The sequence below is a fragment of the Haliscomenobacter sp. genome (genome assembly GCF_041740695.1).
In the GTDB taxonomy this organism is placed as follows: domain Bacteria; phylum Bacteroidota; class Bacteroidia; order Chitinophagales; family Saprospiraceae; genus Haliscomenobacter.
In genome coordinates this window covers 16,810-30,621 of the sequence record NZ_JBGSLK010000057.1, presented here as the reverse complement: position 1 = coordinate 30,621, position 13,812 = coordinate 16,810, and the positions used below count along the sequence as shown (strand labels likewise).

Below are 13,812 nucleotides of genomic sequence, written 5' to 3'. Positions count from 1 at the left end.
TTTTATCGACGGTGGGATCATTCGTCCACCTGTGGCAAAGGAAATCTATCCTTAATGAGTTCCAAATCTTTGGCGATCATGAAGATTAGTTGCTCAGCTAGCTTCCAGACTTGAGTGCTCCCAGCATTAGGCAAATACCCAACTTCTCCATAATTGTTTTTTGCATTTACAGTTGCAGTCGTGATTTCTACGGGATGAAAATCAGGGTTGAATCCTCCCTTAATCAGTTCATGAACCTTTGGCTTCCAACTTTTGCACTTGTCCAACTGATCAAAACTCGGCATTGAGGCTTTGACATGATAATAAAGCCAAACTTCAAAACAAGGATTACTTTGGGCTACTTGCCAATTTGGATGTTGCTGGCACTCCATACGCAATTCATGAATTTGCTCTTTCCACTTGTCGGTATCTATTACAAACCAGACTTGATCTTTATCTGACCGGTCATCCAATTCGGCTTCTTTGGCATTGGCATTGGTAATCAGCTGAATAGGTGAGCTTTGACCTTCAATACTTTCTATGGGCACTACTTTTACTCGAGAAGAAATGCCATCAAAAAATCGAAAGTAATCTGGTTCTCGGTTTTGCCCTTCACATACAATTATGAAATAAAATGCATCGCGAAAAGCCTCCTTTTTTTCGTAACTGAATTTATTGGGCTTCGGCATACTTGTCCCATTTTAAATCTTGAAGATTGCTCAAAAACGGTATTGCTCCATATCTGCCATTTAGGTAGCCTTTGCGAATATCTTTAGTATGGTGTTCTTTGAATTCACTCAACACGTAAAGCTCGGTCGATCCATTAGGTTTTTTCTCTGCAAACCAAATTTCATCTGGACGGAAAATATCCTGATCGAGCAAGTTTGATTCATGAGTAGTAAAAATTAATTGCCCTTTAGTTATCTCATCCTGTGAAAATTTTCGAATCAATTCCTTAATGAGCAAAGGATGAATGCTGCGCTCGATTTCATCAATAATGTATACTTTTCTGCTATTGACAATGGAATACATGGCAGGGATATAATCTAGAAGTCTTCTTGTTCCATCTGACTCTTCTTTGGCCGAAAAATGCGTAATACCACCATCTTCATCATGTAAAAAATACAAACGTTTTGCTACGACTTGTCTGTCTTTTAATGCAACTAATACAATTTCTTTATCATTGCCAATAATTTTTATCGTCTCTGGGTTTGCTTTTAATTCAGCGCTTATCCGGTCTATTTCCTCTTTGTCATCCTCTCCAAAAAAATCTTCTATAGGTAAGGTTTCCACTTTGATTTCCTTCACACCAGTTTTAAAAGATTTCATAATATCCAAAGCAAACTTGCAAAAGTTTTCATCCGTTTCTATCAAAAGAATAAGGTTTTTCAGTCTTGTGGAAGGGGAAAGTATAACTAAGTCTCGATCGAACCAGTCAAAGACCTTCATAAAGGGATCAAAAACTGGATTATTCCGATTTCGGAGATAATATAGAACAGGTTTATCTCGCTCTAAGACTTCATTTTGTAAAAATTGAGGAAAAAGAGCAGCCTCTTTATCTTGCATTACTTGCTCACTAAATGAAATTGACAACTGCTTATTGTCTACATTGTCGGTGCGCAAAAATAAAGTTTTGTCTTCCTTTTTTCCTAAACCGGATATTTGAAGTTCCTCCTCAACAACAATGCCTTGATTGATTGTGATGCCATAATAATAAGGGACATCATCTTTTATAAACTCTACACCCAAATAGATGTCTTTTTTTCGACCATCACTATCAAATTTAAATGTTTCCGTAATGAGTTCAATTGGGAGCTTTCCTTCAGTCAGAAATTTTTTTAACACCCATAATAATTTAATAAAGTTGCTTTTTCCAGCTCCATTTGCACCATACATGGCATTTAACTTAAGCACGGATAATCCTGCGGTATTGTACAAATGATGTGGCATTCGAATGCTTCGTCCTGGAAGCATATTAAATTCTGTGTAATCCTTGAAGGAGAATAAGTTTTTGACAATGACCCGGATCAGCATCTCGTGAAATTTTCACGTAAAATAAACTAAATCGCTATATAATACAATCTTTTACTAATTTTTTCTGGTTGTATCGTGAAAAAATAACGATACATGCTTTTTTACCCCCCCGTCTCCACAATCGACGTCTTCACCCCCAAATGAATGATCCGGCTCCCCGTCGGATTTATCGGATCTACACTTTTGCCGATGATGATGCCGTCTTCGGGCGCATGGTATTCCCGGTTGAGTTTGCCAAAAATGCTGCGGACTTCGGCGACCAGTTGTCCTTTTTTGACTTCTTCACATACGCGAGGGATCACCTGCAAAATTCCACCCTCATCGGTGTGCATCCAGTAGGAACGTTGGCAGAGCACAATCGGGGCGCTAGACACTATGATTTCCCCTTTCAGCATGTTGAGGTAATAGATGACGTTGTTGATGCCTTGCAGCGCATCTTCGATGACTTCGAATTGGAAAACGTGGGGATCTCGCAATTCCAGGGTGATGGCCTGAATACCTAGTGAACTGGCGGCGCCACGAAAGGTGCCATCGTTGGGTTTGTTGTGTAGAATGATCTCCGGGTTTTGCAGCCGTGCCATCCAGGCGGTGATCTCCGAATTCATATCGGCGCGAATGTACCAGGAGTTGACCCGCCCGAAACTGGCAGTGTGTAAATCGATCAGGTAGTCAAAATTTTTGAGGATACGCTCTACGATGCGGTTAATATATACCTCACTTACATTGCCATCGGGTTTGCCTGGAGCAATGCGGTTCAGGTCAGTGCCGTCGTTAAAGCGCCGTTGCTCTTTCAACAAGCCAGGAACGTTTACCACCAACACCCCAACGATTGTTCCATGCAATTTTTTGACATCGATGGTGCGAAACAAACGTTGAATCACCGGAATCCCATTGAGCTCATTGCCGTGAATGGCGGCAGTAAGTCCCAGTACTGGCCCATCGTGTTGACCCCGTGCTACCACAATGGGCAGCAACACGGGTTCACCAATGCCGTTGTCGCTGAGGTGCAGCCAATATTCGCCGATGGTACCTGGAGCGGTGGTGCCCAAATCCAATTGGGTGATGCCTTGACCAGCCAAACCCTTCAATTGCAGCATAGGGTAAATCGTTGTAAAAAATAAAAATGTTCTAAAGTGAATGGTAAGTATAACAAAAAAAAATGACCTCCCAAATGGAAGGTCACGAATTACACTCACTAGTTTATGAAACTTAAGCCGACTAAAATCATATTGTATGAAAGAATAACATCCGAAGTCTGGAAAAATTGCCTGTATAATACTTAAATTTTTCCTAAAATTCTAGCACAAGTGCTAAGAAAATGCAAAATCGGCAGTATTTCTCTCAAAAAATTAAAAACTTACAACTTATTAGACTCCATTTAGGTCAATTTGGTTGTTTGGATTTGAAAATTTAGCTTTTTTTTAACCACATCTTAATCCAAAACCAGGGTTTGACCAATTTTTCGCGCAAATCGAAGTCGGTGTACATCGCCGAAAAATACTCCAGGAGCTTTCGGTTGCCATCGATGATATTTGATACGAAATTTAGTAGCAAAGGGTTTCCACCGATCTGCTGCATTTTGTAACTGAGTTTCATCTCTGAGCCCAAAACTCGTTGAATACGAACGTCATATGCGATCAAAAATTTTTCAGAAAAATTTTTCTCCTGCAAACAAAGTACCGCCTGTTCCGCCGCAATGATGCCACTGTAAAAGGCATTGCCAATGCCTTCCCCCGTAAGTGGGTCAATCAGGTGCCCGGCATCACCCACCAACATAAAATGATCGCCAGAAATGTGGCGGGTTTTCGACCCCAGTGGCAGGCCATAACCTTCAAATTTGCCAATCAGTTCAGCGTTTTTGAAGCGTGGGCTGATGGCAGGATCTTCGGCAATGATGCGGGTGAGTTCTTCCCTAAGGTTTACCCCCCGCCGTTTGACGATATCGCTGCGCATGCCGATGCCTACATTGGCTTCACCGTTGGGTAAGGCGAAAATCCAGAAGTACCCGGGTGTGACACTTTTGATGAAATGCAGCTCGATAAAATTGTCGATGGGAATCTCACTCACGTTGCGGTAATAGGCGCGTACCGCAGCAGCATGGTGCTTGGGGTCTTTTTCCAGGCCCGCGTATTGTCGACTAAAGGAAGAATGGGCCCCTGAGGCATCGATCAAGAGCTGGCAATCGATGTGGATGTCTTTGAGTTTGCTGTGCAGGCGAAATCCATCCGTGGTTCGCTCGTAGGCATCAATAGGTGTTTCCAGCAAAAGTTGGATGTTATCCCGGCGTTGTACTTCCTCGATCAAAAAATTGTCGAATTCCAAGCGTTTACTCACGTAACCAGGTGCCATTTTTTCATCGCGGACATACCCAGCTTTAAATGGAATGTCCAGTTTTTTATGATTGGGTGCCACAAAACGCACCCCCCACACATCGGTTTGAATGGGTTGGGCATGAAAGCGCTGCATGATCTCGGGATCAAGGCGATTGAGTAAGGTGGTTACTTTGCCACTAATGGCATCGCCACAGATTTTATCGCGGGGAAAAGCGGCTTTGTCGACCAATATACAAGGAATACCCAGGTAGCTTAATTTCAGGGCGGTTGCCACCCCTCCGGGGCCAGCGCCCATAATGCAGACATCGGTTTTGAGATTCAAGGCGGTAGAATTTGCGGTAATATCGGGAAAAGGTTCCAAAGCACCATCTTCAATAACCCATGACTTTAGTCGTGGGAGTCACACCGTGATCTAGACCACGACTTCAGTCGTGGTAAAAACAGTTACGGCGCTTGGAGGACAAGCCTCCCGCGCCGATAACTTACCAACCATTATGAATCAATAGCTACTATAAAACTTTCAAAAAGCAGGATTAAGCTGCTTTTTCAGTATTTTTTCTAGCCGTCTTAAAAGCCTTTTTCGAGGTTTTACGCTCGGCCTTTGCTGTTTTTAAGTTGGCATCCATACTCGCTTTCGCTTTGTCTTTGCCTTCTTTTTTCTTCAGCTTTTTAAAGGCTTTTTTCAACTCTTCCACTTGTTCGATCGCTGTAATCCATTGCTTTTTTAGTGCTTTGATCTTCAGCTTGATGGCCTCCAGTTTTGCTTTTGAACTAGCTTTGGCTTTAGCCTTCTCTTTTTTTGCCTTCTCTTTTGCGTTTACCGCATCTGGAGTTGGCGAAATTGGTGTAGTCAAATTGGCTTTTGCTTTTGCCTTAGTTGAAGCTCCAGCTTTAGGGCTACTCACTTTTGCAACAGGTTTTTTAGCTTCCTTCGGTTTGGCAGATGCTCCTTTTTTGTGTTCAGGAGCAACTTCTTTGGCTTGTGTTTCTGGAATGGGCTCCATAACTTTTTTCTTTCCCATTAAAAATAGACTTTTACAAAAAATTAAACAATAGTTTACATTAAGTTAACACAAAGGTAAATGGAAAAACCCGAAAAGTAAATAGCCCATGAAAAACTTAACATTGGAATTCAAGGCTTTACTGCACCAAAAGCTTATTGTGCCAAATTCCTTGTGCAGAAAGCAGTTGTACAAAATAAGCACCTTTGCTCAAACCTTGTAGCGGAATATCCATATAGGGGTTATTGATGCTGCTGCGGAAAATAATTTGTCCCTGTAAATTGGATACCATTACCTGCCCCGACTTGGGTAAACCCTCCAGACGGGTAAACTCCCGGGCTGGATTGGGGTACATGCGCACTGGCAAGGTTGGTAAATCCCGCGTACCTGTTGCTATTTGTGCTTGCACCGTGGCAAAGAAAAACACGGTTTGTAATACAGCGGGTTGAACACATTGTCCGTGGTTAGCATTGCTTTGCACATCGGCGGATTTGACATCTTTAGCCCCTCTTACTTGCATGATAGAATCGGCCAATACACTATTCCGGTAAGTGACCTGATCATCTGCTTTGCAATAAAAAATCCGGGTAGGTGCCTTTGGCGTCCAATCGTATACATCGTTGTCACGCATGGCCAACAAGAAGGGGTGATTCGGGTTTTTGGAAACATTCTCCAACAAACTATCTTGAAACATCAAGCGAGAAATTGGTTTGCCATGGCGTTTAGTCAGCGTATCAATTAACATTTGATTGAGAGCAGACAGGTCAATTTCATGGCGATAGAACTGCATAGCCATACCAGCATAGGGCTGTTTGAGCAGTTTTTCAACGTTGTCGTGTATCTTGTACATCTGGTTGTACGAGAGCGCGACCCAGGCAGTATAGCCTACATAATTGTAAGGCTCATCACTGATCAACCGTTTGAAGGTTTCACCAGAAATGCTATAGGGGCCCGACAAGTGGGCAGCAGCGCTTACCGGGAAAATTTGGCTGTAGTTGCGTTCCAGTTCTCGATGCAAGGCCATTGAGGCATGCCCCCCTTGGGAATACCCCGTCAAAAAGAGTTGCCCGTTGAGCGGGAATTTTAGTTTTTCGGCAAACTCTTGGGTTGCATACAGCAAGTCGATGGCGGCGCTGGCTTCTGTGGCCGCGTGCACGTAGGGATGGAAGCCGCGCGATTCTCCAAGTCCCAAATAATCCGGTGCAAGGGCCACATAGCCCAAAGCTGCACCAACACCAGCCAATTCCCAGCCACCTCTACGCTCGGAAGGTACATCGCTGGGGCCGTTTACGGTACCATGTTGATAACAGAGCAGAGGCAGTGCTTTGTTTTCCACCACCGGAAACACCACCAATCCCGTAGCGGTATCAGGCTTACCGTCGATCCCGGTAGTGAGGTACCAAACTTTGTAAGTGGTGATGCTGTACTGTACAAAAGGGCCGTAGGTCAGTGCTAATTCATTTTTGGTGACGGTACCCATTGGGCGGGTTTTAATCAAGCGGTTTTGGGCTCGAACCCCGCTGGCCAAGAGCAGCACAGCGAAGACCAGGTTCAAAATGAGTAATGCTTTCTTCATGGGCTTTATGCCTTTATTTGTTGGTGAAAAATGGATTTTTCAGCAGAAAAGTCCATTGTGGGATACTTACTTTCCAAACATGTAATGTACTCAAGTTGTTGATGTAAAAATGTTTGATGAGTGACAGTATCTGGATGTAGGGGGCGATGTTGAACCGCCCGATGTAGTTTTTCCAGTTCCTGGATCTGTATTTGGGTTGCTGCATCGAAAAATGCGTTTTTGAAATAGCCCCAAATGTAATCAGTAGCTTGAGCATTCGGATGGGCTAGGTCTTCAGCATAAAAACGGTAATCACGCAAGTCGTCCATTAGGAGTTCATAAGCTGGGAAATAATGAACTTGGGCAAAAGAACGACACAATTGCTCCGTAGCCAATAATAAGGTGGCCTTACTACGGGCATTTTCCACGATGCCTTCGCGCAGGTAGCGCACAGGGCTCACGGTAATTATCACTTTTAAACCAGAATGCACTTCTAAACACGCTTCAAGAGCCCTGCCAAGTACCTCAACCGTTTCGGCCAAGTCCATACGGCGGCGCCGAAAAAGATGCCCAGGCAGTTTGTGGCAATTGGAGACGATGCGTTTTTCTGCCACATGATCCCACACATTTGCCGTACCCAAGGTCAACATCAATACACTCGATTTTTGGAATTGAGCATGCGCAGTTTGTTGAGCCAATTTAATTCCAGCGAGAGTTTGAACTGGGGAAGGGGCCGAAAAACTGCCATGGTGATCAAAACTATGCCAAAGCCCCTGGTATTCAAATAAATCAGCAACTTGGTAAACTTTAGGTTGGCTGGCTCTGTCCAAACTCAGCGCAACGGAGTAAGGATTAAAAGCAATCCCCAGAGGATTGTAAAAACTCGAAAATTTACGTGCCGCTAAGCGTTGCCCAATTTGTTCCACAAAACAAGAGCCAATGCCCAAAAATTGATCGGCATGGCTTAATTGAAAAGGATAAACAGGAGGAGGCAAAACGCTCCGAAAATGCTCCATTTTACTGCATTTGGTGGCTTCCACGAATGAATTCGTAGGTTTTTTGCCATTTGAATCAACAATTTTATTCAATTTATCGTAAATTTCCTCGCCAAAATCATTGATTTATCGCTAATGAGCCTATTTGATCGACTGTTCAGAGCTTCCAATACAGGTGTTTCCACAACTCAATTGGACATAAAGTTTGGCCGGTATACGGATTCTTACAAAACTCCCCTGAATTATCAGGCATGGGAGCAGTCACTGGCGTTGTTTGAAGAAGACAAATACCTGGATGCCTACCGCACATTTTTTCAGTACCTGCGCGATGAGCGTGAAGACAATGTCCGTTGGTGGACCGAAGATGGAATACTGCGTTTTGAATTGTATCAAGGTTCAAAAAAAATAACAGGTTATGCCAACGACGCAAAATTTCAGGCTGAATCCAGAATCGCTTACTCGGAAGCGCTGAATGTTGGGTTTATGCGTCGGCTCATTGAGCGCAATTTTATCTTACAGTTCAGCCGTTTTGCCCTCGACCCGGACAACAACCTAACGATTCTTTTTGACACACCTAAAGTAGATGCTTCCCCCCACAAGTTGTACATCGCGCTGCGTGAGCTGGCGATCAATGCCGACAAGCAGGATGATTTGCTACTCGATGAATTTAAAATGCTGCAAGCAGTGGAGGCAGATCACTTGCAGGAAATCCCACTCTTGGAAAAAGAAGCCAAGTGTAAATTTATCCGGGAAGCCGTCAGCAGTACCCTGCGCGAAGTGCTGGAAGGCCCCCTCAACCGCGAACAGTACCCCGGTGCCATTGCTTATCTGTTGTTGAACCTCGTGTTTAAACTCGACTACCTGGTCAAACCCGAAGGGTACATGATGGAGGAGTTGGAACGCATTCAGAGGCAATATTTTACCAAAGACAACAAGTCGAACATCGATAAGAACCTTCTTTTGGCCAAAGACCTGCAAAAATTGTCGGAACGCCCTAAGGAAGAGTTATTCAAAGAAATGTACCGGGTGCGCAGCACTTTTGGCATCACAACTCCAGTTACGCATGACAAACTCATAGCGCTTATCGATACCGAACTGCCCCAAATGGATTGGTACTGTGAAAATGGTTACCTCTCGGTTGCTTTGTCCATCACGGGGTATATTGTCAGTTCAGGTTTGTTCAATTATGCCCTGCCTAAGCCAGATCGCGATTTGCTCCACCTCTATATGCAGATCACCGAAGGGGAGTACTTTCGCTCATTGGGTTTCAAAAACGATTTTATTGATGCCAGCAGTGGAAGCATCAACCGGCGTGCCATTAAAAGGGCGATTGAAGACATTGTAGAAGAAAACAAAGGGCAGTTTCCGCGTTTTAACCCTCGTCTCGGTGAAGTGGATTTCAGTACCTTGGCTAAATTTTGCCGGACTTATTTACTTATGATCAAAGCGTTGGAGTTGAATTAGTTCCCCATGGCCTTTTCCCAACGCAACTTCGCCACCAGGTAATTGTACCAGGCACTCAGCGCATTGTTCTCAGCCTCGCGCAAGGAAAATTCGGTATTCAACAAATCTGCAAAAAGTAAATTTCCGCCTTCGTAGCGCTCCTTTTCCAGTTCCATAATTTTGCGCGCAGTCGCCAGGTTTTGCTGGGCGCTTTGCCATTGTACCACACTATTTTGTAGTGCGGTTTGGTTGGAAGCCACTTCGTAGCCAATGTCCTGCCGAATGCGCTCCAGATTGTGTTGGCTGAGCTGATTTTGCAACTTTAACACTTCTAGGTTTTTTTGTTTGAGGTTGCCATCGAACAAAGTGAAGTTGGTTTGTAAGCCAATGTATACTGCGGGGAACCACTTTTCCCATATCGCAAAATTATTGCTCAAATGTTGCACCGATCCATTGGCAATCGCACTCAGGTTGGGGCGATACTGTTCCTTGATGCGTTGCTGATCGAGTAGGTTGATGGCCAGGCGTTGTTCTTCTTCTTTTAGTTCCCAACGTTGACCTGTGTTGGTAGCCAGGTTCGCCGTCAGGTCATTGGTAGGTGGTGCAATGCTGCCCACTTCCAAATGGATATCCAAGGGGAGGCCTACGCGGTAGGCGAGATTTTGACGACTGAGGCTGAGGTTGTTTTTAGCCTGATCCCGCGAAGCTCGACTATTGTCTCTTTCCAATTGACTCCGCTGCACTTCAATGGGCAATAAGGCCCCCGCATTCAGGCGGTTTTGACTGATTTGTAAAAGGGACTCCGCTCGTTTGAGCTTTTCCTCGGCGATGGCCAGTTGTTCCTGCTTCAAAAATACATCATACCAGGCTTCAGCAATGGTGAGCCGAAAGTTAGCCTTTTGTTTCTCCAAAGTAGCTTCCTGCAAAACTCTTTGCCCATCTGCACGCAACTGATCGCTGCGCAAGGTGGGGTCGATGAGTGAATAACTGACATTGAGGCCCCCAGTAATGTTAAAGACAGTACCAAAGCGCAGTTTTTGATCTTCGCCAGTACCACCACCGCCAAATGCCCCGGCGGGGATGATGGTGGTGGGCAAAACGAGGTTGCTGCGCAGCTCACCATTGGCACTTACGATTGGGCTTCGGCGGGCCTCAATCTTGTTGCGCTCCCCCTGGGCAATTTGGACTTGCAAATTTTGATTTTTCAAATCCAAACTATTGCTTTGCCCCAAAGTAATGGCTTCTTCCAGGCTAATTTCGCGCTTGCCAAGCGGAGCGGAAGTGCTTGGTGTTTGTCCAAAAATGGATAAAGCACACAAAAAGGATATGGTAAAAAATAGTGGTTTCATGAGTTGAGAGGTTCTATGGGGCGAAAAAAAAATAAGTGATTCATTTTGTCAAAGGATTAGATGAGTAAACGGTTCATTTTAAGTGTCTTATCTAATCCTTTGACTCGGAAAAAATGAACACTTATTTTTGCCCCACTACTAGGTTCTAAATATTGCCGATGGTTCCAATCCCGTAATCCTGCGAATGGCAAACAGGCTGCCAAACAGCGCAATGAATAAGGTGAGGATTAAAAAACCAAAACGCATCCACAAGGGGAATTCAAAAATGGTACCGGCTTGAGCGACTCCGACTTTAAATCCATTGACAAAGAAGTAGCCGACCAAAAAACCGAGCACGGCCAAAATCATGGCCTGCATCAAGATGAGGCGAATGATGTAGCCGTTGGTAGCCCCAATCGCCTTGAGCGTACCATAATCTCGAATGCGGTCGATGGCCGCAGAGTACAGCGTCAAGCCAATGATGACAAAACCAACGATCAGTGCAAATACGATCAAGGTGCCAAAAGAAAGTGCAATGCCACTGGAACTCAGTACGGTCAAGATGGTCTCTCTGGTGAAATCTTCACTGGCCCAGGCCCTTACCCCTTTCAGGTTTTGGTTGATGTAAAAAATAACCTGCTCGCGGGAAACCTTGGGATCCCAGCTCAACAAAAAAGCACTGGCCTGATTGTTGGGGATATTGCCCAGGTAGCGGGCTCTTTCAATGGAGGTAAAAGTGTAAGTACCGCCAAATGACCGCACCCCTTTGGTGTTTCCGGCAATGAAGACCTTTTTGCCATTGATTTCGAAGTAGTCGCCAATTTTGGCACTCCCCAATGCTTCACGATCGAATACATCGGTAATGACCGCTCCATCTTTGAGCAGATCCGCGGTGGTTCCTTCGCTGAGTAACCATGGCCCACCTGCACATTCTGGGTATTGTACACCAATGAGCACGACCCCGGCATTTTTGCCATTGGCAAAACGGGCACCACCGGCTGCAAGGACCAGCGGGCTAACCAGAGTAACTCCAGGCACACTCGCCAACTCACGTGCTTTGCGCATGTCCAAAGTGGCTAAGGAGTTGACATCATTCGTGGTGTCGTCGACCACCCAGATGTATTGTTGATTGTTGCGCACCAGTGCTGACATGGCGTTGGTCAAAAAGATAAAAATGCCACACTGCTGCCCAATCAGAAACACCGAAAGGATCACGCCAAAGAGCGCACCAAAAGACTTGGCTTTGTCATAAAGCAAAAAACGAAGCGCAGTTTTGAACATGATGCTTTAATTTTCTAATTCAATGACACATTCTACCCGGCTACCGATGAGCACTTTACTATTGTCGTCGAGGCGTACGTGAACTTCGCGCACCCGGCGGTCTTCCAGGTTGTCGGCTCGATCAGAAAACAAGGATTTTTGCTTGAGGTATGCTCCGGTAAAGACCACGGTCCCGCGTGCCAGGATGTTGCTTTCTCCCTGTGGGCGGATGTAGGCTTTGTTGCCATTTTTGACCCGTAGCGCAAACAATTCGTCAATTTCACCAACGGCCAAATAGGCGCCATCTCTGGCAAATTCGCCCAAGACTGTTTCCGTGCCAATGTAATTTCCTGGTTTCACATCACAAGAGAGGAAGGTTCCCGACAGGGGGGCTCGCAGGCTTTTTTTGCCCAATTGAGTCTGGCTCAGACCGATGTCGGCCCGCAGTTCTTCCAATCTTGCTTCTTGTTGTTGGATGTTTGCTTGTTGTGCGACGAGTTGTTTTTGAAAATCTTCTACACTAAAGCGGCTATCATCTACACTTTGCTGAGTAGCTGCATTGCCTTGGAGTAGTTTGAGGTTGCGTTCGTAGGTATTCTGGGCATTGGCTAGTTTTACTTTGAGGGATTCCAGATTGGCTTTGGTCGCAGTGATGGAGGCCTGCTGGGTTTTGATGCGACTTTGGGTCTGGTGCAATTGGGCGTTTTCAATTGACGATTCGAGGACCACCAATACATCACCCTTTTTAACCCGGGCATTTTCAGCAAACAAGACCTCCTTGACAAAACCTGCTGTTTCTACATTGATGCTGATAATTTTGCCTTCGGGTTCGATGCGGGCAACGCCCACCACCTCTTTGACCTTCATGGTGGAATCTAGGGGCACTTCGGTAGAGGTAAGCGGCTCATTTTCCGCAGCAGCGGAGTTCGCTTCTTTTTTACCCCCACAACTGCTGAATACTCCGACTAGGGAGACGAATAGTAGATACTTGGTTTTCATGTTATCAAAACTAGGCTAGTGATCAAATTTTTGTACCTGGGTCACGATTCCATTATTGACCGCTACAATCCGGTGCGCGTATTGCTCCAGGCGGGGGTCGTGCGTAACCACGCATACCGCTTTGCCTTCATTAGCGAGATGGCGCAATTCCTGCATGACTACATCCAGTGAATCTTTGTCCAGCGAGGCGGTGGGTTCATCACAAAGGATCAATTTGGGATTGGTCACGAGGGCCCGCGCAATGGCTACCCGCTGTTGTTGCCCACCCGAGAGTTGTTTTGGCAATTGTTTGCGCCGATCCATCATGTCGACCATCTCCAGGGCGGCATACGCACGCTTGCGGCCTTCAGTGTTGCTGACGCCTTGTAAGCGCATGGGCATCATTACGTTGTCTTCGGCAGAAAGTGGGGCTAGTAGGTTGAAACTTTGAAAAACAAATCCAATGGTGTTGAGCCGCAGGCGGGCCAGTTGGTTCTCATTCAGGCGGTTGATTTCCTGCCCGTCTACCCAGAGCCGTCCCTCAGTGGGATAGAGTACACACCCCAAGAGCGAGAGTAAAGTAGTTTTGCCGGATCCTGAGGGGCCGATGATTAGCAACAATTCCCCTTCATTCACTTGCATCGTGGTCGGCTGTAACGCTACTATTTCCTGATCCCCGACTCGGTATACTTTATTGACATTTTCCAGTTTGGCAATCATCAGGCACGATTTACAATTTTTTCACAATGAAAAATTGTGTTTTCATTGTATTTTAATGTAAAACTGGAAAAAAGGGAAAAGGTTGAGGGAATTGGGAAAAAAATTATCTAAAAAGAAAAAGGGCAAGACACGAACCTTTCGCCTCTCGCCCCCTAGCGCAGAAAAAAATGGTAAAGCTCTTGATAT

Annotated in this window: 12 protein-coding genes; 1 reads left to right on the top strand and 11 read right to left on the bottom strand. The window is 45.2% G+C overall.

Features of this window, described 5'->3' with window-relative positions:
- Positions 1-17: 17 nt before the first annotated feature.
- The 7 genes from ACEW9O_RS12335 to ACEW9O_RS12305 form a co-directional block, all read right to left on the bottom strand.
- A complete protein-coding gene (locus ACEW9O_RS12335) occupies positions 18-668 on the bottom strand; it encodes an RloB family protein (protein ID WP_373550469.1) in 651 nt (216 codons plus the stop codon).
- A complete protein-coding gene (locus ACEW9O_RS12330) occupies positions 652-2,013 on the bottom strand; it encodes an ATP/GTP-binding protein (protein WP_373550468.1) in 1,362 nt (453 codons plus the stop codon). The genes ACEW9O_RS12335 and ACEW9O_RS12330 overlap by 17 nt, the downstream gene beginning before the upstream one ends.
- A gap of 101 nt (positions 2,014-2,114) precedes the next feature.
- Positions 2,115-3,110, bottom strand: coding sequence for a succinylglutamate desuccinylase/aspartoacylase family protein (locus tag ACEW9O_RS12325; RefSeq protein ID WP_373550467.1), 996 nt, complete (start codon positions 3,108-3,110; stop codon positions 2,115-2,117).
- A gap of 313 nt (positions 3,111-3,423) precedes the next feature.
- The gene (locus tag ACEW9O_RS12320) at positions 3,424-4,668 is read right to left on the bottom strand and encodes an NAD(P)/FAD-dependent oxidoreductase (RefSeq protein WP_373550466.1); all 1,245 of its coding nucleotides are present in this window, start codon (positions 4,666-4,668) and stop codon (positions 3,424-3,426) included.
- 211 nt (positions 4,669-4,879) lie between these two features.
- Entirely contained in the window at positions 4,880-5,368 is a 489-nt protein-coding gene (locus ACEW9O_RS12315) for a hypothetical protein (protein ID WP_373550465.1), read from the bottom strand.
- Between the two features lie 118 nt (positions 5,369-5,486).
- Positions 5,487-6,923: a T9SS type A sorting domain-containing protein gene (locus tag ACEW9O_RS12310; protein ID WP_373550464.1), complete on the bottom strand. Its 1,437-nt coding sequence runs from the start codon at positions 6,921-6,923 to the stop codon at positions 5,487-5,489.
- Positions 6,924-6,928: 5 nt separating this feature from the next.
- A complete protein-coding gene (locus ACEW9O_RS12305) occupies positions 6,929-7,918 on the bottom strand; it encodes a GSCFA domain-containing protein (protein WP_373550463.1) in 990 nt (329 codons plus the stop codon).
- Positions 7,919-8,032: 114 nt separating this feature from the next.
- Here ACEW9O_RS12305 and ACEW9O_RS12300 point away from each other — a divergent pair, with 114 nt between their 5' ends.
- Complete coding sequence (locus ACEW9O_RS12300) at positions 8,033-9,361, top strand: hypothetical protein (protein ID WP_373550462.1); 1,329 nt, start codon at positions 8,033-8,035, stop codon at positions 9,359-9,361.
- On the opposite strand, the gene ACEW9O_RS12295 is transcribed toward ACEW9O_RS12300, so the two are convergent.
- The 4 genes from ACEW9O_RS12295 to ACEW9O_RS12280 form a co-directional block, all read right to left on the bottom strand.
- Positions 9,358-10,689 carry a TolC family protein gene (locus tag ACEW9O_RS12295; protein WP_373550461.1) on the bottom strand — a complete coding sequence of 444 codons (1,332 nt, stop codon included), beginning with the start codon at positions 10,687-10,689 and terminating at the stop codon, positions 9,358-9,360. The two genes, ACEW9O_RS12300 and ACEW9O_RS12295, sit on opposite strands and share 4 nt — an antisense overlap.
- A gap of 138 nt (positions 10,690-10,827) precedes the next feature.
- Positions 10,828-11,949 carry an ABC transporter permease gene (locus tag ACEW9O_RS12290; protein WP_373550460.1) on the bottom strand — a complete coding sequence of 374 codons (1,122 nt, stop codon included), beginning with the start codon at positions 11,947-11,949 and terminating at the stop codon, positions 10,828-10,830.
- A gap of 6 nt (positions 11,950-11,955) precedes the next feature.
- On the bottom strand, positions 11,956-12,927 hold the full coding sequence (locus ACEW9O_RS12285; protein WP_373550459.1) for an HlyD family secretion protein: 972 nt from the start codon (positions 12,925-12,927) through the stop codon (positions 11,956-11,958).
- 15 nt (positions 12,928-12,942) lie between these two features.
- Positions 12,943-13,626 (bottom strand): ABC transporter ATP-binding protein, encoded by a 684-nt coding sequence (locus tag ACEW9O_RS12280; RefSeq protein ID WP_373550458.1) that lies wholly within the window; start codon positions 13,624-13,626, stop codon positions 12,943-12,945.
- Positions 13,627-13,812 lie beyond the last annotated feature (186 nt).